Below are 21,469 nucleotides of genomic sequence, written 5' to 3'. Positions count from 1 at the left end.
GATGTTTTGCTCAAGGCCCGGTACAATCCCGGGCCTTGTTGTTTCTAAGTTTCTAGACAGGATCACTATGCCGGCTTCATTCGTTCACCTACGCCTGCACACTGAATACTCCCTGGTCGACGGCCTGGTACGGATCAAACCGCTGGTCAAAACCCTGGTGGGCATGAACATGCCTGCGGTCGCGGTTACCGATCAGAACAACATGTGTTCCCTGGTCAAGTTCTACAAGAACGCCATGGGCGCCGGCATCAAGCCGATCTGTGGCGCCGACCTGTGGCTGTCCAACAAAGACCCGGATAACCCGCTGAGCCGCATCAGCCTGTTGGCGATGAACGGCGTGGGCTATCGCAACCTCACCGAACTGATTTCCCGTGGTTTCATCGACGGCCAGCGCAATGGCTCGATCATCATCGAGCGTGAATGGGTCGCCGAGGCCAGCGAAGGCCTGATCATGCTGTCGGCCGCCAAAGAGGGCGAGATCGGTATCGCGCTACTGGGCGGCAACCCGCAGGAAGCCGAAGTGTTGGCGCGTGAATGGATGCAGGTCTTCCCGGACCGTTTCTACCTGGAAATCCAGCGCACCAATCGCCCCAACGACGAAGAACACCTGCACGCCGCGGTAGCCCTGGCCGACAAGCTGGGCGCGCCGCTGGTGGCGACCAACGATGTGCGCTTCATCAAGAAGGAAGACTTCGAAGCCCACGAAACCCGCGTGTGCATCGGCGAAGGCCGGGCCCTGGATGACCCGCGTCGCTCGAAGAACTACAGCGAGGAGCAATACCTCAAAAGCGCCGACGAGATGGCCGAGCTGTTCAGCGACCTGCCCGAGGCCCTGGAAAACTCGGTCGAGATCGCCAAGCGCTGCAACATCGAGGTCAAGTTGGGCAAGCACTTCCTGCCCAACTTCCCGATTCCCGATGGCATGACCATCGATGAGTACTTCCGCAAGGTCTCGTTCGATGGCCTGGAAGAGCGTTTGTCTGTCCTGCTGCCCAAGGACACCACCGAGGACTACGACGCCAAGCGCCAGGTTTATGTCGACCGGCTGAATTTCGAGCTGGATATCATCATCCAGATGGGATTCCCCGGTTACTTCCTGATCGTAATGGACTTTATCCAGTGGGCCAAAAGCAACGGCGTACCGGTTGGTCCGGGCCGGGGGTCAGGTGCCGGCTCGTTGGTCGCCTATGTGCAGAAGATCACCGACCTTGACCCGCTGGAATATGACCTGCTGTTCGAACGGTTCCTGAACCCGGAACGGGTCTCCATGCCCGACTTCGACGTCGACTTCTGCATGGACGGCCGTGACCGCGTGATCGAATACGTGGCCGAGAAATATGGCCGCAACGCGGTCAGCCAGATCATCACCTTCGGTTCCATGGCGGCCAAGGCTGTAATCCGCGACGTAGCGCGGGTGCAGGGCAAGTCCTACGGCCTGGCGGATCGCCTGTCGAAGATGATCCCGTTCGAAGTCGGCATGACCCTGGAGAAAGCCTACGAGCAGGAAGAAATCCTGCGCGACTTTATCAAGGTCGACGAAGAAGCCGCCGAAATCTGGGACATGGCGCGCAAGCTCGAAGGTGTGGTGCGTAACGTCGGTAAACACGCCGGTGGCGTGGTTATTGCGCCGACCAAGCTCACGGACTTTTCGCCGATCTATTGCGACGAAGAGGGTGGTGGCCTGGTTACCCAGTTCGACAAAGACGACGTGGAGGCGGCCGGCCTGGTGAAGTTCGACTTCCTCGGCCTGCGGACCCTGACGATCATCGACTGGGCGCTCAAGACCATCAACCGTGACCGCGCCAAGGTCAATGAAGAGCCGCTGGATATCGCGTTTATCCCGCTGGACGACAAGCCAACCTACAGCCTGCTGCAAAAAGCCGAAACCACGGCTGTGTTCCAGCTTGAATCACGGGGTATGAAAGAGCTGATCAAAAAGCTCAAGCCCGACTGCCTGGAAGACTTGATCGCACTGGTGGCCCTGTTCCGTCCGGGCCCGCTGCAATCGGGCATGGTGGATGACTTCATCAACCGTAAGCACGGTCGCGCCGAACTGGCCTACCCGCACTCGGACTACCAGTACGAAGGTCTCAAGCCGGTACTGGCGCCGACCTACGGCATCATCCTGTATCAGGAACAGGTGATGCAGATCGCCCAGGTGATGGCCGGTTATACCCTGGGCGGTGCGGACATGCTGCGTCGCGCCATGGGTAAGAAAAAACCCGAGGAAATGGCCAAGCAACGTGGCGGTTTCATCGAAGGTTGCGCGACCAACAATATCGACGCCGATCTTGCGGGTAACATCTTCGACCTGGTAGAAAAATTCGCCGGTTATGGTTTTAACAAATCCCACTCCGCCGCCTACGGCCTGGTGTCGTACCAGACCGCCTGGCTGAAAGCCCACTACCCGGCGCCGTTCATGGCCGCGGTACTCTCGGCGGATATGCACAACACCGACAAGGTCGTGACCTTGATCGAGGAAGTGCGCACCATGAAGCTGCGCCTCGACGCGCCGGACGTGAACGCCTCGGAGTTCAAGTTCACCGTGAACGACGAAGGCCGCATCATTTACGGTCTGGGTGCGATCAAAGGCGTGGGCGAAGGCCCGGTGGAAGCCATCACCGAAGCGCGTCAGGACGGGCCGTTCAAGGACCTGTTCGACTTCTGCGCACGGGTTGACCTCAAGCGCATCAACAAGCGGACACTCGATGGCCTGATCCGCAGCGGCGCACTCGACCGTCTCGGTCCGTATTTCCATGATGAGCCCAAGGCTTACCAGGCGAATATCGACCGTAACCGCGCAGTGCTGCTCGCCGCCATGGAAGAAGCGATCAAGGCCGCCGAGCAAACCGCCCGAACCCACGACAGCGGCCACGCTGACCTGTTTGGCGGTTTGTTCGTCGAAGAAGATGCGGACGTATACGGCAACCATCGCAAGGCCAAGGACCTGACCCTCAAGGAGCGCCTCAAGGGCGAGAAAGACACCTTGGGCCTGTACCTCACCGGTCACCCGATTGACGAATACGAAGGGGAAATCCGCCGGTTCGCCCGTCAACGCATCATCGACCTGAAGCCGGCGCGGGACACTCAGACCGTTGCCGGCATGATCATCGCCCTGCGGGTGATGAAGAATAAAAAGGGCGACAAGATGGGCTTTATCACCCTCGACGACCGTTCGGGCCGTATCGAAGCGTCGCTGTTTGCCGACGCGTTCCACTCCGCGCAGTCGCTGCTGCAGACCGACGCGATGGTGGTGGTGGAAGGGGAGGTCAGCAACGATGACTTCTCCGGCGGCCTGCGCCTGCGCATCAAACGGGTGATGAGCATGGAAGATGCGCGCACCAATTTGGCCGAAAGCCTGCGTTTGAAGGTGAAAACCGAAGCGCTCAAGGGCGATCAGCTACGCTGGTTGGGCGACCTGCTCAAACGCCACCGTGGCGCGTGCCCGGTGACCATGGAGTACACCGGCAATGACGCCAAGGCCATGTTGCAGTTCGGCGAGAGCTGGCGAATTGATCCCGCTGACGGCTTGATTCAAGCTTTGCGTGACCAGTTCGGGCGAGACAACGTCTTCCTCCAATACCGTTGACGGTCAGATGTGTCTGATCTCGACTAAACATTTAATCTCGACCTAAACGCGCCTCTCCCTTAAGGTAGGGCGCGAATAGACAACCGGCTGGCCAGGCACGCCCTGGCCGTCGACCCAAGACGGACGCTTATGAACCCGAATTTTCTTGATTTCGAACAGCCGATCGCTGACCTGCAAGCCAAGATCGAAGAACTGCGCCTGGTCGGCAATGACAATTCGCTGAACATCGGCGATGAGATCGCTCGCCTGCAAGACAAGAGCAGCACGCTCACCGAAGACATCTTCGGCAAGTTGACCAGCTGGCAGATCGCGCGCCTGGCCCGCCACCCGCGCCGTCCGTACACCCTGGACTACATTCAGCACATCTTCACCGAGTTCGACGAGCTGCATGGCGATCGCCACTTCTCCGACGACGCCGCCATCGTGGGCGGTATCGCTCGCCTGGACGACCAGCCGGTGATGGTGATTGGTCACCAGAAAGGCCGTGAAGTGCGTGAGAAAGTCCGCCGTAATTTCGGCATGCCGCGCCCGGAAGGCTACCGCAAGGCGTGCCGCCTGATGGAAATGGCCGAGCGCTTCAAGATGCCGATCCTGACCTTCATCGACACCCCGGGTGCCTACCCAGGTATCGACGCCGAAGAGCGCAACCAGAGCGAGGCTATCGCCTGGAATCTGCGCGTCATGTCACGCCTGAAAACCCCGATCATCGCCACCGTAATCGGCGAAGGTGGTTCCGGCGGCGCCCTGGCCATTGGTGTTTGCGACCAACTGAACATGCTGCAATATTCGACCTACGCGGTGATTTCGCCGGAAGGTTGCGCTTCGATCCTGTGGAAAACCGCCGAAAAGGCGCCGGACGCTGCCGAAGCCATGGGGATCACCGCCGATCGCCTCAAGGGCCTGGGCATCGTCGATAAAGTCATCGCCGAGCCATTGGGTGGCGCACACCGCGACCCGGCCGCCGCCGCCGCAACTATCCGTGGTGAGCTGGCTTCGCAACTGGCGATGCTCAAGAAGCTGGATAACGAAGCCTTGCTGGCCCGTCGTTATGAGCGCCTGATGAGCTACGGTCTCTAAGACCAACGCACTACCAAAATGTGGGAGGGGGCTTGCCCCCGATTGCTGAGCGTCAGTCAATGTATCCAGTGACTGACCCACCGCTATCGGGAGCAAGCCCCCTCCCACATTTGCTTTGTGTATGCTTGGTCAACGTATTCCAGATTTGCGGCGGTAATGTTTGATGAAGCCAACCCTGCCCGCCAAGCTCCTGCAAGCCCTGGCCCCCTGGCGCAGCGCCCCGGCCTGGCGCATCGCATTCTCCGGTGGCCTTGATTCCACCGTCCTGCTGCACCTCCTGGCCAATCTTGCCAACACCGACATCCTGCCGCCCCTCAGCGCTGTCCATGTCCACCATGGCCTGCAAACCGCCGCCGACGCGTGGCCTGCTCACTGCCAGTCGATATGCGACAACTTGGGTGTGCCTCTGCGCGTGATGCGCGTGCAGGTGCAACCCGGCGCCAGCCTTGAGCGTGCCGCCCGTGACGCGCGTTACCAGGCTTTTATCGAGGTGACCGGGGCAGGGCAGGTGTTGCTGACGGGCCAGCATCGCGACGATCAAGCGGAAACCCTGTTATTCCGCCTGCTGCGTGGGGCTGGGGTGCGCGGGCTGTCGGCGATGCCGGCGCAGCGCCCATTGGCGGCCGGCTATCTGGTGCGGCCCTTGTTGGAGGTCTCGCGGGCAGAGCTGGAAGCCTATGCCGAGGAGCATCAGCTCGAATGGATCGAAGACCCTTCCAACGCTGATTCGCGGTTTTCCCGTAATTACCTGCGTCACCGGGTGTTGCCGACGCTGACGGAGCGCTGGCCTCAAGCTGTCTCAAGCCTGGCCCGCACCGCTGAGCACTTGAGCGAAGCCCAGGGCCTGCTTGACGAGTTGGCAGTCATGGACCTGCAGGCCGCCGACCAGCCGTCAGCGTTTCCCTGGCTGAGATTGCGGTCATTGACCCTCGCCCCCTTACGCGAGCTTTCCGACGCTCGCCAGCGCAATGCCCTGCGCCATTGGCTGACGCCGCTGACCCGTCTGCCTGACAGCGACCACTGGGCCGGCTGGCATTCCCTACGTGATGCCAAGGACGATGCACAGCCCCTGTGGCGCCTGGCCGATGGCGAGCTGCACCGTTGTGGTCAGCGCATCTGGTGGCTGCCCTCGACAGGGTCGGAATTTTCCGACGCAACGGTGAGCTGGCCCGATCCGCAAAAACCACTAGAGTTAGCCGGCAATGGTCAGTTGATACTCAGTGGTGAGGCGCCTGATGGTCCGCTGCAGGTTCGTTACCGCCAAGGCGGCGAAATCATCGAAGTGCCAGGTCGCGGTCGACGTGACTTGAAGCGCCTGCTTAACGAAAGTGGCTTGCCGGGCTTCGTCCGTGGCAGATTGCCGCTGCTGTATCAGGGCGAGCAATTGCTGGGTGTGCCCAGCCTTGCGGGACTTTGGCCAGCACCGAGCCATGACTGGCAATTACATTGGATGCCACAGACCTGCGATCAAGGTTTGAGCTGATAGAGCCTTTCCGGTAGACTACGCTCCCTTCTTGATACAACTTCTGTGGATTCGACTGAATCGCAGCAGTTGCCGATTACCAAGCAGTCTTTGCTGGGCGATTCCAAAAAATGTGTAGCGATCAACGTACCGGTGTTTCATTGCTGGTCTGTCACCACGCGGCGGTTTTTTTGAAAGGTGCACTGTGATTAATGCAGGTGATCGGGGGCTTCGGCCTTCCTTCGCTTTCCCCGGCGGCTCGGACCGCTTTAACGCAGACTTCTAGGGTTTTTCATGACGCGCTACATATTCGTCACGGGCGGTGTTGTTTCTTCATTGGGGAAAGGCATTGCCTCCGCTTCATTGGCGGCCATCCTGGAGGCGCGGGGACTTAAGGTCACCATGCTCAAGCTGGACCCGTACATCAACGTTGACCCGGGCACCATGAGCCCGTTCCAGCACGGTGAAGTGTTCGTCACCCACGACGGCGCCGAAACCGACCTGGACCTGGGCCACTACGAGCGGTTCATCCGCACGACCATGACCCAGAACAACAACTTCACCACCGGCCGTGTCTACGAGCACGTGCTGCGCAAAGAGCGTCGTGGTGACTACCTGGGTGCAACCATCCAGGTGATCCCGCACATCACCGACGAAATCAAGCGCCGCATCATCAAGGGTGCCGGCGATGCCGACGTGGCAATGGTCGAGATTGGTGGCACCGTGGGTGACATCGAGTCCCAACCGTTCCTCGAAGCCATCCGCCAGTTGCGTTTCGAAGTCGGCGCCAAGCGCGCGATGCTGATGCACTTGACCCTGGTACCGTACATCGCCACCGCCGGCGAGACCAAGACCAAGCCTACCCAGCACTCGGTCAAGGAACTGCGTTCCATCGGCCTGCAACCGGACGTGCTGGTGTGCCGCTCCGATCACCCGATCGACATTTCCTCGCGTCGCAAGATCGCGCAATTCACCAACGTTGAAGAACGTGCGGTGATCGCGCTGGAAGACGCCGACACCATCTACAAGATCCCGGGCATCCTGCACTCGCAAGGCCTGGACGATTTTGTCGTCGAGCGTTTCGGCCTGCAATGCAATGGCGCGGACCTGTCCGAGTGGGAAGCCGTGGTCGACGCCAAGCTCAACCCTGAGCACGAAGTCACCATCGCCATGGTCGGCAAGTACATGGAACTGCTGGACGCGTACAAATCGCTGATTGAAGCGATGAGCCACGCCGGTATCAGCAACCGTACCAAGGTCAACCTGCGCTACATCGACTCAGAAGACATCGAGAACCAGGGCACCGCGCTGCTCGAAGGGGTTGATGCGATCCTCGTGCCTGGCGGTTTCGGCCTGCGTGGCGTGGAAGGCAAGATCACGGCCGTGCAATACGCTCGCGAGAACAAGGTGCCGTACCTGGGCATCTGCCTGGGCATGCAAGTGGCCGTTATCGAGTTCGCCCGTAACGTGCTGGGCTGGAAAGACGCCAACTCCACTGAATTCGACAGCAAGAGCGGCCACCCGGTCGTCGGCCTGATCACCGAGTGGGAAGATGCCACCGGTGCCGTCGAGACCCGTACCGAAGCTTCCGACCTGGGCGGCACCATGCGCCTCGGCGCGCAGGACTGCCTGCTGGAGCAAGGCTCGCTGGTTCACGATTGCTACGGCAAGGACGTGATCGTCGAGCGTCACCGCCACCGCTACGAAGTGAACAACAACCTGCTGCCGCAAATCAAAGAGGCTGGCCTGAAAATCTCCGGTCGCTCCGGTGATGGCGCGCTGGTGGAAGTGGTCGAGGCGCCGGATCATCCATGGTTCGTCGCGTGCCAGTTCCACCCTGAGTTCACCTCGACGCCGCGTGACGGTCACCCGTTGTTCAGCGGCTTCGTCAAAGCAGCACTGACGCAACATCAGAAGAAGGCGTAACCCTGATGGCCCAGAAGATCATTCGCGTAGGCGACATCGAGATTGCCAACGACAAGCCCATGGTGCTGTTCGGTGGCATGAACGTGCTGGAAAGCCGTGACATGGCGATGCAGGTCTGTGAAGAGTACGTAAAGGTCACCGAGAAACTCGGTATCCCTTACGTGTTCAAGGCCAGCTTCGACAAGGCCAACCGTTCGTCCGTGACCTCCTATCGCGGCCCGGGTCTTGAAGAAGGCATGCGGATCTTCCAGGACATCAAGCAAGCCTTCGGCGTGCCGATCATCACCGACGTCCACGAGCCTGAACAGGCTGCCGTGGTCGCCGAGGTGTGCGACATCATCCAGTTGCCGGCCTTCCTGTCGCGCCAGACTGACCTGGTCGTCGCGATGGCCAAGACCGGCGCTGTGATCAACATCAAGAAAGCCCAGTTCCTCGCACCCCAGGAGATGAAACACATCCTGAACAAGTGCGTGGAAGCGGGTAACGACCAGTTGATTCTCTGCGAGCGTGGTTCGAGCTTCGGCTACAACAACCTCGTGGTGGACATGCTCGGTTTCGGCATCATGAAACAGTTCGAGTACCCGGTGTTCTTCGACGTGACCCACGCGCTGCAAATGCCGGGTGGTCGAGCCGATTCCGCTGGTGGGCGCCGTGCCCAGGTGCTGGACCTGGCCAAGGCGGGCATCAGCCAGTCCCTGGCGGGCTTGTTCCTAGAAGCCCACCCGGACCCGGACAACGCCAAATGCGACGGCCCATGCGCCCTGCGCCTGGACAAACTGGAGCCATTCCTGGCCCAGCTCAAGCAGTTGGACGAACTGGTCAAGAGTTTTCCGACGGTAGAGACCGCGTAAGCGCCATTTCTCCGGTAAAGTATCCCACGCTAAAAGCTCAGGCCCTCGGGCCTGGGCCTTGTCGCCTGCAAGCCTGCCCCGTTGTTCCACCCTTGCGGTCGGTCAAAAGATTTCCTTCAGCTGCGTCGTTTTCGTCAACTTTGGAGTGTTTACAACAATGGCAAAAATCGTCGACATCAAAGGTCGTGAAGTTCTCGACTCCCGTGGCAACCCCACCGTCGAAGCCGACGTGCTTCTCGATAACGGCATCATCGGCAGCGCCTGCGCGCCGTCCGGTGCTTCCACCGGTTCGCGCGAAGCGCTGGAACTGCGTGATGGCGACAAGAGCCGTTACCTGGGCAAGGGTGTTCTCAAGGCTGTAGCCAACATCAATGGCCCGATCCGTGACCTGTTGCTGGGCAAGGACCCGCTGGACCAGAAAGCCCTGGACCACGCGATGATCAAGCTCGACGGCACCGAAAACAAAGGTAGCCTGGGTGCCAACGCTATCCTCGCCGTGTCCCTGGCCGCCGCCAAGGCCGCTGCTCAGGACCAGGACCTGCCGCTGTACGCTCACATCGCCAACCTGAACGGTACCCCGGGTGTCTACTCGATGCCGGTGCCAATGATGAACATCATCAACGGTGGCGAGCACGCCGATAACAACGTCGACATCCAGGAATTCATGGTGCAGCCGGTGGGCGCCAAGTCCTTCTCCGAAGGCCTGCGCATGGGCACCGAGATTTTCCACCACCTCAAGGCTGTTCTGAAGGCCCGTGGCCTGAGCACTGCGGTGGGTGACGAAGGTGGTTTCGCTCCGAACCTGGCGTCCAACGAAGACGCACTGAAAGTGATCTCCGAAGCCGTGGCCAACGCAGGCTACAAGCTGGGCACCGACGTGACCCTGGCCCTGGACTGCGCGGCCAGCGAGTTCTACGAGGACGGTAAATACAACCTGTCCGGCGAAGGCCAGGTGTTCAACTCCGAAGGTTTCGCTGAATACCTGAAGGGCTTGACCCAGCGCTACCCGATCATCTCGATCGAAGATGGCCTGGACGAGTCCGACTGGGACGGCTGGAAAATCCTCACCGACAAGATCGGCGAGAAAATCCAACTGGTGGGCGACGACTTGTTCGTGACCAACACCAAGATCCTGAAAGAAGGCATCGATAAAAAGATCGCCAACTCGATCCTGATCAAGTTCAACCAGATCGGCACCCTGACCGAAACCCTGGAAGCCATTCAGATGGCCAAGGCGGCGGGCTATACGGCTGTGATCTCGCACCGCTCCGGCGAAACCGAAGATTCGACCATTGCCGACCTGGCCGTGGGCACTTCGGCGGGCCAGATCAAGACCGGTTCCCTGTGCCGTTCCGATCGCGTTTCCAAGTACAACCAATTGCTGCGTATCGAAGAGCAACTGGCTGGCAAGGCCAAGTACAACGGTCGCGGCGAGTTTCGCGGCTGATCGCTACATGGTAAAAATGGTAAAAGGTCGGCGGATTGCGTCGGAAAACTCACGACAGTGTGTATTTCGACGCTAATCTGATGGCTATCAAGCACAAGCCTGGTTCTTCCAGGCTTCGTGCTATCAGTTGCTGCAAAAGTTTTGCATGGCTGTTTTTTTTCACTGGATACCCGATATTCGATGCGCAGTCCCAATTGGTTGTTCCTCGTCTTGCTCTTGTTGCTGGCTGGCCTGCAATACCGCCTATGGGTGGGTAATGGCAGCTTTGCGCAGGTGAAAGACCTGACCGAGCAAATTGCTGCACAGCACGCCGAAAACGAGATCTTGCTGGAGCGCAACCGCGTCCTCGATGCCGAAGTGCTTGAGCTGAAAAAAGGCACGGAGACCGTTGAAGAGCGGGCTCGTCATGAACTGGGCATGGTCAAGGAGGGCGAAACCCTCTACCAGTTGGCCCAATGAGTGAGCGTTTGCCGGCCTTCTGGGCCGTGATTCCTGCCGCGGGCGTCGGTGCCCGTATGGCCGCGGACCGTCCCAAGCAGTACCTGCAATTGGGCGGGCGCACTATTCTCGAACACAGCCTCGGCTGTTTTCTCGACCATCCATCGCTCAAGGGACTGGTGGTCAGTCTTGCTGCTGATGATCCCTACTGGCCCAGCCTGGCCTGTGCTGCCGACCCGCGTATCCAGCGTGCGGAGGGTGGTTCTGAGCGCTCTGGTTCAGTACTTAATGCACTGCTGCAACTCAATGCCCTGGGTGCCGGCGATGACGACTGGGTGTTGGTGCACGATGCTGCACGACCGAACCTGAGTCGCGATGATCTGGACAAGTTGCTCGCCGAACTGGCGGACGACCCGGTCGGCGGCTTGCTGGCCGTGCCGGCCCGCGACACCCTCAAGCGCGTCGACAAATATGGCCGTGTGATCGAAACCGTCGATCGCAGCCTGATCTGGCAGGCCTATACCCCGCAGATGTTCCGCCTCGGCGCCTTGCATCGCGCGTTGGCCGATAGCCTGGTAGCCGATGCGGTGATTACCGACGAAGCCTCGGCCATGGAATGGTCCGGACAGGCACCGCGCCTGATCGAAGGGCGCTCGGACAACATCAAGGTGACCCGGCCCGAAGATCTGGAATGGTTACGGCTGCGGTGGGCGAATCGCAGGTAGTCGCCTGTATCGTGTCGACTTCATCGGGGGCAAGCCCCCCTCCCACATTTTGACCTGTGAACATATTCAAAGGTGGGAGGGGGCTTGCCCCCGATGAGGTCCGCCCAAACAACAATACAGTCAACTGCTGTACTCCGGCCGCCCAGCCAGCCCCTCCTTCAAGAAATCCACCAGCTTCCTGACCTTCGGCGACAAATGCCGTTGCTGCGGATACAGCGCCCACACCGCCGTATTCGGCGGTTGATGTGCCTCCAGCAACGACACCAGCGCGCCACTGTGCAGATGCTCCAGCACATAATAGTCCGGCAATTGGCACAACCCGACGCCCTGTAGCGCTGCATCCAGCACCGCTTGACCACTGTTGCAGCGCCAGTTTCCCTGCACACGCTGGGAAAATTCCCGCCCGTCCTGGGCCAGTTGCCAGATATCCGAGCTGCCGATCAGGCAGTTATGCCGACTCAACTCCGACAAACTATGTGGCCGACCATACCGCGCCAGGTAGGACGGCGACGCGCACAGGTACATGCGTCTCGGCGCCAGCCGGCTGGCAACCATGCGCGAATCCTGCAGGCGCCCCAGGCGAATCGCGAGGTCGAGGCCTTCGTGCACCAAGTCCAATGGGCGGTTGCTCAGCTCAATATCCACCCGCAGTTGGGGGTAGAGCGCCATGAACCGTGTCACCAGCGGCACGATAAAGCGCTCGCCGTACGCCACGGCGCAGGTCATGCGTAACATGCCTTTGGGTTCGCTGGTGAGGTCGCCGACCGCGCGCAGAGCTTCTTCGCGACCATCCTGCAGGCGCTGGCAATGCTGCAGAAAGGTCTGGCCAGCTTCGGTCAGGGTCACTTTGCGCGTACTGCGATACAGCAGGCGTGTTTGCAGCCGCTCTTCCAGGCGTGCCACCTGCCGGCTGATATGGGACGACGACACGCCTAAGCGCTCGGCCGCCGCCGTAAATTGGCTGCATTCAGCCACGGCGACAAACTCGTCGATGCCTTCCCAGCGGTTTTCCAGCATGGCAATTATCCCTGTACAGCAATAAAGTTTTGCTTTTGTCTGGATTATTAATCAGATGGCCATGTTTTACACTCTACGTCTCAGTTTTTAACTCCCTGGAGAAACCCGGATGATCAAGTCCCGCGCTGCCGTAGCCTTCGAAGCCAAGAAGCCCCTTGAGATCGTAGAAGTGGATGTCGCCATGCCCAAGGCTGGCGAAGTGCTGTTGCGGGTGGTCGCGTCCGGTGTGTGCCATACCGACGCCTACACCCTGTCGGGTGCCGACCCGGAAGGCATCTTCCCGTCGATCCTCGGCCATGAAGGCGGTGCCGTGGTTGAAGCCATCGGCGAGGGTGTGACTTCCGTTGCGGTGGGCGATCATGTAATTCCGCTGTACACCCCGGAATGCGGCAAGTGCAAATTCTGTCTGTCGGGCAAGACCAACCTCTGCCAGGCCATCCGCGCCACGCAGGGCAAAGGCCTGATGCCGGACGGCACTACACGCTTTTCCTACAAAGGTCAGCCGATTTTCCACTACATGGGCACCTCGACCTTCTCCGAATACACCGTGCTGCCGGAAATTTCCGTGGCCAAGATTCCTAAAGAAGCGCCGCTGGAAAAAGTCTGCCTGCTGGGCTGTGGCGTTACCACCGGCATCGGTGCGGTGATCAACACTGCCAAGGTCAAGCCGGGCGACACCGTGGCCATTTTCGGCCTCGGCGGTATCGGTCTGTCGGCTATTATTGGCGCGGTCAAAGCCAAGGCTGGCCGCATCATTGCCATCGATATCAACCCGGCCAAGTTCGAGATCGCCAAGCAACTGGGCGCCACTGACTGCATCAACCCGAAAGACTACGATCGCCCGATCCAGGACGTGATCGTCGACCTGACTGACGGTGGTGTGGACTTTTCCTTCGAATGTATCGGTAACGTGCAGCTGATGCGCGCTGCCCTCGAGTGCTGCCACAAAGGTTGGGGCGAGTCGGTGATCATCGGCGTGGCCGGTGCCGGCCAGGAAATCGCCACCCGTCCATTCCAGCTGGTGACCGGTCGCGTCTGGCGCGGTTCGGCATTCGGCGGCGTGCGCGGCCGGACCGAGCTGCCAAGCTACGTGGAAATGGCCCAGACCGGCGAGATCCCGCTGGACACCTTCATCACCCACACCATGGGCCTGGAGGACATCAACAAAGCGTTTGACCTGATGCATGAAGGCAAGAGCATTCGTACCGTCATTCACTTCTGAGGTCGGCCATGAGTCTGGAAAACCTGTCGTGCCAGAAAAGCTTCGGCGGCTGGCATAAACGCTACAAGCATCATTCCGATGTGCTCGACTGCGACATGACGTTTGCCGTCTACCTGCCGCCGCAAGCGGAGCAGGGCGGCAAGCTGCCGGTGCTGTACTGGTTGTCCGGTCTCACCTGCACCGATGAGAACTTCATGCAGAAGGCCGGCGCCCAGCGCATGGCCGCCGAACTGGGGTTGATCATTGTTGCACCGGACACGAGCCCGCGTGGGCCGGGTGTGCCGGGTGACCCGGATAACGCCTGGGATTTCGGCCTCGGCGCCGGTTTTTATCTGAATGCCACCCAGCAACCTTGGGCAAAGCACTATCGGATGCATGACTACGTGGTGCAGGAATTGCCGGCATTGGTTGAAGCGCATTTCCCGGCTTCGGCTAAACGGGGCATCAGCGGCCACTCCATGGGCGGCCACGGTGCGTTGGTGTGTGCATTGCGCAACCCAGGGCGTTACCAATCGGTGTCGGCATTTTCGCCGATCAACAACCCGATGGATTGCCCTTGGGGCCAGAAAGCGTTCTCCCGTTACCTGGGTGAAGAGCGTTCGAAATGGCGTGAGTGGGACGCCTGCGTGCTGATCAGCGAAGCGTCCGAAAAGCTGCCGCTGCTGGTGGACCAGGGTGACCGCGACGATTTCCTCGCCGTGCAACTCAAGCCTGAAGCCTTGCAGCAAGCGGCCAAGGCGGCCAACCATCCGTTGGAACTGCGCCTGCAACCCGGCTACGACCACAGCTACTTCTTTATCGCCAGCTTCATCGAAGATCATTTGCGACACCATGGCCGTGCTTTGCTCGGTTAATGTGAGGCAAAAGTAGGTAGAATCACGCCCTGAATTAAATCGGGGCGTTTTTTTATGCGTATTGGCCACGGCTACGATGTGCACCGTTTCGCTGAAGGCGATTTCATCACCCTGGGCGGCGTGCGCATTGCGCACCACCATGGGTTGCTGGCTCATTCCGACGGCGACGTTGTGTTGCATGCCTTGAGCGATGCCTTGCTCGGCGCGGCGGCGTTGGGCGATATCGGCAAGCACTTTCCGGACACAGACCCGACCTTCAAAGGCGCGGACAGCCGTGTATTGCTGCGCCACGTTGTGGGCTTGATCCATGCCAAGGGCTGGAAAGTCGGTAACGTCGACAACACCATCGTGGCCCAGGCGCCGAAGATGGCGCCCCATATCGAATCGATGCGCGCACTGATTGCCGCTGACCTGCAAATTGAACTGGATCAAGTCAACGTGAAAGCCACCACTACCGAAAAACTCGGGTTTACCGGTCGTGAAGAGGGCATTGCTGTGCACTCCGTTGCCTTGTTGCTGCGCGCATGAACGACTTGGAACTGCTGGGCCCACGGGCGTATGGCGAGGCGTTGGGCAGCGCGGTGCTGAAGGCCACGGCTGAAGACTTCCAGGTCGACGAAGTGTTGGATATTCCGTTGACCGGCGAAGGCGAGCACCTGTGGTTATGGGTCGAGAAGCGCGGTCTCAATACCGAGGAAGCAGCACGTCGGATCGCCAAGGCGGCCGGTGTGCCGTTGCGCACCGTCAGCTATGCCGGGCTCAAGGATCGCCAAGCGTTGACCCGCCAATGGTTCAGCGTGCAGCTACCGGGCAAGGCTGATCCGGACATGAGCGCGGCAGAAAACGACACGCTCAGGATCCTCAAGACCGGCCGCCACAAGCGCAAGCTGCAGCGCGGCGCGCATTCGGCGAATGGTTTCACCTTGCGCCTGACGCAGTTGGTCGGCGATACCGCCGCCATCGACGCGCGGTTGCAACTGATCGCCCAGCATGGCATTCCGAACTACTTCGGCACCCAGCGCTTTGGCCATAACGGCGGCAACGTCGTCGACGCCCGCGAGTGGGCCGTGCGCAAGGCGTTGCCGGAGCAGCGCAATGTGCGTTCGCGCTTGTTGTCGACTGCGCGCAGTTATCTCTTCAACAAAGTGCTGGCGGCGCGGGTTGCCGAGGGATCCTGGCAGCGCGCCCAGGTCGGCGACTTGCTGGCGTTTACCGACAGCCGCAGTTTTTTTCCGGCGGGGGAGGCTGAATGCAGCGACCCGCGCCTGGCGATTTTGGACCTGCACCCGACCGGTCCGCAGTGGGGCGAAGGCGATTCACCTGCCAGTGGTGCAACCTTTGAGCTGGAACAGGCCGTTGCCGCCGGTGAGGCCGACCTGCGCGATTGGCTGGTGAATGCCGGCATGAGCCAGGAACGTCGCATTCTGCGACTGCCCATTGGCGGTTTGACGTGGCATTATCCCTCGCTGGACATTCTGCAATTGGAATTCGTCCTGCCGGCCGGATGCTTCGCCACTGTCTTGGTGCGCGAGCTTGTTGATCTGGTGCCGGTGGGGCAGACGGACAACCCATGCGTATTCTGATATCAAACGATGACGGTGCCACCGCACCCGGTCTTGCCGCGCTCTATGCTGCGCTGGAAGATTATGCCGAGTGCGTGGTGGTCGCCCCCGACCAGGACAAGAGCGGCGCCAGCAGTTCGCTGACGCTCGACCGTCCGCTGCACCCGAAGGTCCTGGCCAATGGCTTTATCAGCGTGAACGGCACCCCCACCGATTGCGTCCACCTCGCCATCAACAGCCTGCTGGATCACGAGCCGGACCTGGTGGTGTCGGGTATCAATCTGGGCGCCAACCTGGGCGATGATGTGCTGTATTCCGGCACCGTGGCGGCGGCCCTTGAAGGGCGCTTCCTGGGGCGTACCGCATTCGCTTTTTCGTTTGCTTCGCGCCAACTGGATAACCTGCCCACTGCGGCGTATTTCGCGCGCAAGCTGGTGGAGGCCCATGCCACCCTGGACTTGCCGCCGCGCACGGTGCTCAACGTCAATATCCCCAATTTGCCCCTCGATCATATTCGCGGCATCCAGCTGACGCGCCTGGGTCATCGTGCCCGTGCGGCGGCGCCGTTGAAGGTAGTCGACCCGCGTGGCAAGGAAGGCTATTGGATCGCCGCCGCGGGTGATGCCGAAGATGGCGGGGAGGGCACGGACTTTCATGCGGTGATGCAGGGTTATGTGTCGATTACTCCATTGCAATTTGATCGCACCTTCAGTGATGCCTTCAGTGGTCTCGATGGCTGGCTGGAGGGGCTGCGCTGATGGGCCGTGAACAAGACGACTTGCTGCGCCGGGGTATCGGGATGACGTCCCAGCGTACCCGTGAACGCTTGATCCAGCGCTTGTACGAAGAGGGTCTGTCCAACGCCCAAGTGCTGGAAGTGATCCGGCGTACGCCTCGGCACTTGTTTGTCGATGAAGCCCTGGCCCACCGCGCTTATGAAGACACGGCGCTGCCCATCGGCCATAACCAGACCATTTCCCAGCCGTACATGGTGGCACGCATGAGCGAGCTGCTGCTGGCGGCGGGGCCGTTGGACAAGGTGCTCGAAATCGGCACCGGCTCCGGCTACCAGACCGCCGTGCTTGCGCAGTTGGTCGAGCGGGTGTTCTCGGTGGAGCGCATCAAGGTGTTGCAAGACCGCGCCAAGGAGCGCCTGGTGGAACTGAACCTGCGCAACGTGGTGTTCCGCTGGGGCGATGGCTGGGAAGGTTGGCCGGCGCTGGCACCGTACAACGGCATCATCGTGACTGCGGTGGCCACCGATGTGCCGCAAGCATTGCTCGATCAACTCGCTCCCGGCGGACGCCTGGTGATCCCGGTAGGCTCCGGTGAAGTGCAACAATTGATGCTCATTATTCGTGAGGACGAAGGTTTTTCCCGGCATGTGCTGGGGGCCGTGCGTTTTGTGCCGTTGCTCAATGGCCCGCTGGCGTGATCAATTTTTGCCGGCGGTGAATTCTGCTGGCGGGGATGTGTCTTACGGCGGGGTCTATTGAGTCAACATGACTGGCACGACGTTTAAACACGCTGAATGATTCGTTTCAGTCGTGTGCCGGTAAAACTTCAATGCCCAGTTATACTTGCGACATATTTCAAGCCTGATACAGGCATTCATGTTCAGCCACCACAAAGGGAGCGGCGGGTGAGTCTCACAGGTCTTGCGCAGCGTATGAGTAAAACAAGCTTTCATCGACTGGTGCTTGGCCTCGTCTTCAGTTCGGTGTTGGTAGGGTGCTCAAGCTCGCCAAGCAGCGGGGCGCGGGTGGTAGACCGTAATAACGCCGCACCGCAAAAGCCGACGGTAACCACCGGGCAGTATGTGGTGCGCAAGGGCGATACGATGTTCTCGATCGCCTTCCGTTATGGCTGGGACTACAAGGCGCTTGCAGCTCGTAACAATATTCCTGTGCCCTACACGATACATCCGGGTCAGACGATCCGTTTCGATGGACGTACCGGTTCAGCGCCTACGGCAGTTGTGACAAATACCGGATCTTCGCCCTCGTCTTCGAGCAAGACCACCATCATTACCCGGCCTGCCGGCACCGCCGCGCCGAAGGTTGCGAACAAGCCCGCGCCTGCGCCTTTACCGCCTGCCGGGCCCGCGCCGACCGGTTGGGGATGGCCTTCAAATGGAGTGCTGATTGGAAAATTCTCTTCAAACGGTAGTTTGAATAAAGGCATTGATATCGCCGGGGATTTGGGACAGCCTGTTTTAGCTGCGTCTGATGGGACGGTGGTGTACGCCGGGAGTGGTTTACGGGGCTACGGCGAGCTGGTCATCATCAAACACAGCGATACCTACGTCAGTGCTTACGGTCACAACCGTAGGCTGTTGGTTCGGGAGGGGCAGCAGGTCAAAGTCGGACAGACAATTGCCGAAATGGGGTCAACGGGTACAGACCGGGTGAAACTGCACTTTGAGATTCGCCGTCAAGGAAAGCCTGTAGATCCGCTGCAATTCCTACCCCGTCGTTGATGTGTTGCACAGCCTGTTCCCTCGCGTAGAAGGAACAGGCTCCAGCGTTGCCAAGGATAAAGGCGCCGCTTGAGCTTGAGGTCGAACTCACCAAAGGACTATAACAATGGCTCTCAGTAAAGAAGCGCCGGAGTTTGACATCGACGATGAGGTTCTCCTTATGGAGACCGGCATCGCTACGGAATCGATGTCGAATGAGGGACCTGCTGTACCTTCAGTTCGCGCCAAATCCAAGAACTCCACCGCGTTAAAGCAACATAAGTACATTGACTACACGCGGGCGCTCGATGCGACCCAGCTGTACCTCAATGAAATCGGCTTTTCCCCTCTGCTGACCCCCGAAGAAGAAGTCCATTTTGCGCGCTTGTCGCAAAAGGGTGATCCGGCTGGGCGCAAGCGCATGATTGAAAGCAACCTGCGCCTGGTGGTGAAAATCGCCCGACGCTATGTCAATCGTGGGCTGTCCCTGTTGGACTTGATCGAGGAAGGCAACCTGGGCCTGATCCGGGCCGTGGAGAAGTTCGACCCCGAGCGGGGCTTCCGCTTTTCAACCTATGCGACCTGGTGGATCCGCCAGACCATCGAACGGGCGATCATGAATCAGACCCGTACGATCCGGTTGCCGATCCATGTGGTCAAAGAGCTTAACGTCTACCTGCGGGCAGCACGTGAGCTGACCCAAAAACTCGATCACGAACCCTCGCCCGAAGAAATCGCCAACCTGCTGGAGAAACCGGTAGCGGAGGTGAAACGCATGCTCGGCTTGAATGAGCGCGTGTCTTCGGTTGACGTCTCGCTGGGTCCGGATTCGGATAAAACCCTGCTGGACACCCTGACGGATGATCGCCCTACAGATCCTTGCGAGCTGTTGCAGGACGATGATCTTTCCCAAAGCATTGATCAGTGGCTGTCGGAGCTTACGGACAAGCAGCGTGAAGTGGTGATTCGCCGCTTCGGCCTGCGTGGCCATGAGAGCAGCACCCTGGAGGACGTAGGCCTGGAGATCGGTCTGACCCGTGAGCGGGTGCGACAAATCCAGGTGGAAGGGCTCAAGCGCTTGCGTGAGATCCTGGAGAAGAATGGCTTGTCGAGTGAGTCGTTGTTCCAGTAAACAACGCAGCTTGAATGCTTGAATGTGGGAGGGGGCTTGCTCCCGATGGCGGTGGGTCAGTCGATACATCCAGTGACTGAACGATTGCCATCGGGAGCAAGCCCCCTCCCACATTTTTTGTGCCCGGTATTACCAAATCCCAGGCATAAAAAAACCCCGCTTTTAAGGGCGGGGTCTTTTCGACTAAGTCAGTACAAGTTAGATAACTTGAACTTCTTCAGCTTGCATGCCTTTCTGACCGCGGGTAGCGATGAAAGAAACCTGTTGGCCTTCTTTCAGGCTTTTGAAGCCGTCGGATTGGATAGCTTTGAAGTGAACGAACAGGTCGTCACCGGATTGTGGAGTGATGAAGCCGAAGCCTTTTTCATCGTTGAACCACTTAACGGTACCAGTTTGGCGATTAGACATGGTGTATCTCCTTGGACAAAGTTAACTGCGACTCAGGAAAAGCCCTGGCCGAGACTGAGTGCAAAGAGCAGGAAAAATTCTTGGAGATGGTTGGATCGAAATTCAACATATCGTGTAGAGATTCTCAGTGACACAAGCAGCACAGTGGCGCCACCTTAACCCTTTTTCCGGAACGTGCCAATGGTATTTCCGAAGGTTTCTCTAAATTCGTGACTGACGGTGGTATCCACGGTCGCCCTGCGCGGCAATATTAACCCCGGCCCCGCTGGCTGCGGCTTATAGCCGCCGGCGCATTCATCAAGAAAAGCCTTGTGACCTTTGAACCCCAACGCCGGCCCCGGTAAGATGCCCCACAGTATTTTTCCACCTCGCTATTCAGGACACCCGCCATGAGCATCAAATCGGACAAGTGGATTCGCCGCATGGCGCAAGAGCACGGCATGATCGAACCGTTCGTTGAGCGGCAGATTCGTGGCGAAGGCGACGAACGTGTGATTTCGTACGGGGTTTCCAGCTACGGCTACGACGTACGCTGCGCCGATGAATTCAAGGTGTTCACCAACATCAACTCGGCGATCGTCGATCCGAAGAACTTCGACGAGAAGAGCTTCGTCGACGTTAAGAGCGACGTGTGCATCATTCCGCCCAACTCCTTCGCCCTGGCGCGCACCGTGGAGTTCTTTCGTATTCCCCGTGACGTGCTGACCATCTGCCTGGGTAAGAGCACCTACGCGCGTTGCGGCATCATCGTCAACGTGACGCCACTTGAACCCGAGTGGGAAGGCCATGTGACCCTGGAGTTCTCCAACACCACCACCTTGCCGGCGAAGATCTATGCCAACGAAGGTGTGGCGCAGATGCTGTTCCTGCAGTCCGATGAGGCCTGTGAAGTGTCCTATAAGGACCGCGCAGGCAAGTACCAGGGCCAGCGCGGCGTCACCCTCCCACGCGCTTGATCGAAAGGTCTTACGCGTAAAGGGAATTAGTCTGCGGAAAGTGACTCTATCTAGGTGTACTGCCTCGGTGCGTGTAAAACGCACCGAGCCACGCTTGAGGAGTACCTTATGAAGATCGACCCGCGAATCAGCGCAGAACTTGCCCGGCTTGAACCCAACCAGATTGGCGTTCTGGCCTGGTCCTTGATGGCAAACCCTGCATTTGAAGGTGGCGTCCCTGGACAACCGGATCCAGACCCTGCGCCCGGCCAGCCCGAGCAGCCCGACGAGCAAGGGGTGCCAACCCTTCCAGACGAGCCGCCACCCGCTCCCGTTGCTTGATGCCAGGCAGCAGGTTGGGAAATG

The 21,469-nt window shown here is 59.5% G+C and carries 20 protein-coding genes; 18 read left to right on the top strand and 2 right to left on the bottom strand.

Going from position 1 to position 21,469, the window contains the following annotated elements; all coding sequences use genetic code 11:
- The first annotated feature begins 67 nt into the window (after nucleotides 1-67).
- The 8 genes from dnaE (at nucleotide 68) to ispD (ending at nucleotide 11,515) form a co-directional block, all read left to right on the top strand.
- Entirely contained in the window at nucleotides 68-3,589 is a 3,522-nt protein-coding gene (gene dnaE, locus BM403_RS18005; protein ID WP_046036638.1) for a DNA polymerase III subunit alpha, read from the top strand.
- Nucleotides 3,590-3,718: 129 nt separating this feature from the next.
- On the top strand, nucleotides 3,719-4,666 hold the full coding sequence (locus tag BM403_RS18000; protein WP_012722607.1) for an acetyl-CoA carboxylase carboxyltransferase subunit alpha: 948 nt from the start codon (nucleotides 3,719-3,721) through the stop codon (nucleotides 4,664-4,666).
- Between the two features lie 163 nt (nucleotides 4,667-4,829).
- Nucleotides 4,830-6,149, top strand: a complete 1,320-nt coding sequence (gene tilS, locus BM403_RS17995; protein ID WP_046036639.1) for a tRNA lysidine(34) synthetase TilS — start codon at nucleotides 4,830-4,832, stop codon at nucleotides 6,147-6,149.
- Between the two features lie 273 nt (nucleotides 6,150-6,422).
- A complete protein-coding gene (locus tag BM403_RS17990; RefSeq protein ID WP_012722609.1) occupies nucleotides 6,423-8,054 on the top strand; it encodes a CTP synthase in 1,632 nt (543 codons plus the stop codon).
- Nucleotides 8,055-8,059: 5 nt separating this feature from the next.
- On the top strand, nucleotides 8,060-8,905 hold the full coding sequence (gene kdsA, locus BM403_RS17985; RefSeq protein WP_010212442.1) for a 3-deoxy-8-phosphooctulonate synthase: 846 nt from the start codon (nucleotides 8,060-8,062) through the stop codon (nucleotides 8,903-8,905).
- A 157-nt stretch (nucleotides 8,906-9,062) separates the two neighbouring features.
- Complete coding sequence (gene eno, locus BM403_RS17980; RefSeq protein WP_003189193.1) at nucleotides 9,063-10,352, top strand: phosphopyruvate hydratase; 1,290 nt, start codon at nucleotides 9,063-9,065, stop codon at nucleotides 10,350-10,352.
- Nucleotides 10,353-10,532: 180 nt separating this feature from the next.
- Nucleotides 10,533-10,811, top strand: coding sequence for a cell division protein FtsB (ftsB, locus tag BM403_RS17975; protein WP_003231201.1), 279 nt, complete (start codon nucleotides 10,533-10,535; stop codon nucleotides 10,809-10,811).
- Nucleotides 10,808-11,515, top strand: coding sequence for a 2-C-methyl-D-erythritol 4-phosphate cytidylyltransferase (gene ispD / locus BM403_RS17970; protein WP_012722610.1), 708 nt, complete (start codon nucleotides 10,808-10,810; stop codon nucleotides 11,513-11,515). Before ftsB ends, ispD begins: the two co-directional genes overlap by 4 nt.
- A 120-nt stretch (nucleotides 11,516-11,635) precedes the next feature.
- On the opposite strand, the gene BM403_RS17965 is transcribed toward ispD, so the two are convergent.
- Nucleotides 11,636-12,532 (bottom strand): LysR substrate-binding domain-containing protein, encoded by an 897-nt coding sequence (locus BM403_RS17965; RefSeq protein WP_012722611.1) that lies wholly within the window; start codon nucleotides 12,530-12,532, stop codon nucleotides 11,636-11,638.
- Nucleotides 12,533-12,641: 109 nt separating this feature from the next.
- Between BM403_RS17965 and BM403_RS17960 the strand changes: the two genes are divergently transcribed.
- From BM403_RS17960 to rpoS, 8 genes are all read left to right on the top strand, one after another.
- A complete protein-coding gene (locus BM403_RS17960) occupies nucleotides 12,642-13,754 on the top strand; it encodes an S-(hydroxymethyl)glutathione dehydrogenase/class III alcohol dehydrogenase (RefSeq protein WP_012722612.1) in 1,113 nt (370 codons plus the stop codon).
- An 8-nt stretch (nucleotides 13,755-13,762) separates the two neighbouring features.
- Nucleotides 13,763-14,608 carry an S-formylglutathione hydrolase gene (fghA, locus tag BM403_RS17955; protein WP_012722613.1) on the top strand — a complete coding sequence of 282 codons (846 nt, stop codon included), beginning with the start codon at nucleotides 13,763-13,765 and terminating at the stop codon, nucleotides 14,606-14,608.
- Between the two features lie 54 nt (nucleotides 14,609-14,662).
- On the top strand, nucleotides 14,663-15,136 hold the full coding sequence (ispF, locus tag BM403_RS17950) for a 2-C-methyl-D-erythritol 2,4-cyclodiphosphate synthase (RefSeq protein WP_012722614.1): 474 nt from the start codon (nucleotides 14,663-14,665) through the stop codon (nucleotides 15,134-15,136).
- Nucleotides 15,133-16,191 carry a tRNA pseudouridine(13) synthase TruD gene (truD, locus tag BM403_RS17945; RefSeq protein WP_093544031.1) on the top strand — a complete coding sequence of 353 codons (1,059 nt, stop codon included), beginning with the start codon at nucleotides 15,133-15,135 and terminating at the stop codon, nucleotides 16,189-16,191. The genes ispF and truD overlap by 4 nt, the downstream gene beginning before the upstream one ends.
- Nucleotides 16,179-16,928 (top strand): 5'/3'-nucleotidase SurE, encoded by a 750-nt coding sequence (gene surE / locus BM403_RS17940; protein ID WP_012722616.1) that lies wholly within the window; start codon nucleotides 16,179-16,181, stop codon nucleotides 16,926-16,928. The genes truD and surE overlap by 13 nt, the downstream gene beginning before the upstream one ends.
- A 41-nt stretch (nucleotides 16,929-16,969) precedes the next feature.
- The gene (locus BM403_RS17935) at nucleotides 16,970-17,605 is read left to right on the top strand and encodes a protein-L-isoaspartate(D-aspartate) O-methyltransferase (protein ID WP_010563544.1); all 636 of its coding nucleotides are present in this window, start codon (nucleotides 16,970-16,972) and stop codon (nucleotides 17,603-17,605) included.
- Between the two features lie 207 nt (nucleotides 17,606-17,812).
- Nucleotides 17,813-18,649 (top strand): peptidoglycan DD-metalloendopeptidase family protein, encoded by an 837-nt coding sequence (locus BM403_RS17930; protein ID WP_093544029.1) that lies wholly within the window; start codon nucleotides 17,813-17,815, stop codon nucleotides 18,647-18,649.
- Between the two features lie 106 nt (nucleotides 18,650-18,755).
- Entirely contained in the window at nucleotides 18,756-19,760 is a 1,005-nt protein-coding gene (gene rpoS / locus BM403_RS17925) for an RNA polymerase sigma factor RpoS (RefSeq protein ID WP_012722618.1), read from the top strand.
- A gap of 198 nt (nucleotides 19,761-19,958) precedes the next feature.
- Here the strand turns inward: rpoS and BM403_RS17920 are convergent, their stop codons facing one another.
- Nucleotides 19,959-20,168 carry a cold-shock protein gene (locus tag BM403_RS17920; RefSeq protein WP_002554837.1) on the bottom strand — a complete coding sequence of 70 codons (210 nt, stop codon included), beginning with the start codon at nucleotides 20,166-20,168 and terminating at the stop codon, nucleotides 19,959-19,961.
- A gap of 389 nt (nucleotides 20,169-20,557) precedes the next feature.
- Between BM403_RS17920 and dcd the strand changes: the two genes are divergently transcribed.
- Together dcd and BM403_RS17910 are read left to right on the top strand one after the other, a co-directional pair.
- A complete protein-coding gene (gene dcd / locus BM403_RS17915) occupies nucleotides 20,558-21,124 on the top strand; it encodes a dCTP deaminase (protein ID WP_003189215.1) in 567 nt (188 codons plus the stop codon).
- Nucleotides 21,125-21,232: 108 nt separating this feature from the next.
- Nucleotides 21,233-21,445 (top strand): hypothetical protein, encoded by a 213-nt coding sequence (locus BM403_RS17910; protein ID WP_043204916.1) that lies wholly within the window; start codon nucleotides 21,233-21,235, stop codon nucleotides 21,443-21,445.
- Nucleotides 21,446-21,469 lie beyond the last annotated feature (24 nt).

Source organism: Pseudomonas sp. OV546 (assembly GCF_900116845.1).
In the GTDB taxonomy this organism is placed as follows: Bacteria; Pseudomonadota; Gammaproteobacteria; order Pseudomonadales; family Pseudomonadaceae; genus Aquipseudomonas; species Aquipseudomonas petroselini.
The sequence above is the reverse complement of the archived record's forward strand: the minus strand, read 5'-3'. Positions and strand labels throughout refer to the sequence as shown.

Excerpts from the sequence above, each read along its gene's own strand:
- rpoS (WP_012722618.1), top strand. The coding sequence starts at position 18,756 with ATGGCTCTCAGTAAAGAAGCGCCGGAGTTTGACATCGACGATGAGGTT.
- ispF (WP_012722614.1), top strand. The coding sequence starts at position 14,663 with ATGCGTATTGGCCACGGCTACGATGTGCACCGTTTCGCTGAAGGCGAT.
- fghA (WP_012722613.1), top strand. The coding sequence starts at position 13,763 with ATGAGTCTGGAAAACCTGTCGTGCCAGAAAAGCTTCGGCGGCTGGCAT.
- BM403_RS17920 (WP_002554837.1), bottom strand. The coding sequence starts at position 20,168 with ATGTCTAATCGCCAAACTGGTACCGTTAAGTGGTTCAACGATGAAAAA.
- BM403_RS17935 (WP_010563544.1), top strand. The coding sequence starts at position 16,970 with ATGACGTCCCAGCGTACCCGTGAACGCTTGATCCAGCGCTTGTACGAA.
- BM403_RS18000 (WP_012722607.1), top strand. The coding sequence starts at position 3,719 with ATGAACCCGAATTTTCTTGATTTCGAACAGCCGATCGCTGACCTGCAA.
- dnaE (WP_046036638.1), top strand. The coding sequence starts at position 68 with ATGCCGGCTTCATTCGTTCACCTACGCCTGCACACTGAATACTCCCTG.
- eno (WP_003189193.1), top strand. The coding sequence starts at position 9,063 with ATGGCAAAAATCGTCGACATCAAAGGTCGTGAAGTTCTCGACTCCCGT.
- kdsA (WP_010212442.1), top strand. The coding sequence starts at position 8,060 with ATGGCCCAGAAGATCATTCGCGTAGGCGACATCGAGATTGCCAACGAC.
- tilS (WP_046036639.1), top strand. The coding sequence starts at position 4,830 with ATGAAGCCAACCCTGCCCGCCAAGCTCCTGCAAGCCCTGGCCCCCTGG.
- BM403_RS17965 (WP_012722611.1), bottom strand. The coding sequence starts at position 12,532 with ATGCTGGAAAACCGCTGGGAAGGCATCGACGAGTTTGTCGCCGTGGCT.
- BM403_RS17990 (WP_012722609.1), top strand. The coding sequence starts at position 6,423 with ATGACGCGCTACATATTCGTCACGGGCGGTGTTGTTTCTTCATTGGGG.
- BM403_RS17910 (WP_043204916.1), top strand. The coding sequence starts at position 21,233 with ATGAAGATCGACCCGCGAATCAGCGCAGAACTTGCCCGGCTTGAACCC.
- BM403_RS17960 (WP_012722612.1), top strand. The coding sequence starts at position 12,642 with ATGATCAAGTCCCGCGCTGCCGTAGCCTTCGAAGCCAAGAAGCCCCTT.
- dcd (WP_003189215.1), top strand. The coding sequence starts at position 20,558 with ATGAGCATCAAATCGGACAAGTGGATTCGCCGCATGGCGCAAGAGCAC.
- truD (WP_093544031.1), top strand. The coding sequence starts at position 15,133 with ATGAACGACTTGGAACTGCTGGGCCCACGGGCGTATGGCGAGGCGTTG.
- surE (WP_012722616.1), top strand. The coding sequence starts at position 16,179 with ATGCGTATTCTGATATCAAACGATGACGGTGCCACCGCACCCGGTCTT.
- ispD (WP_012722610.1), top strand. The coding sequence starts at position 10,808 with ATGAGTGAGCGTTTGCCGGCCTTCTGGGCCGTGATTCCTGCCGCGGGC.
- ftsB (WP_003231201.1), top strand. The coding sequence starts at position 10,533 with ATGCGCAGTCCCAATTGGTTGTTCCTCGTCTTGCTCTTGTTGCTGGCT.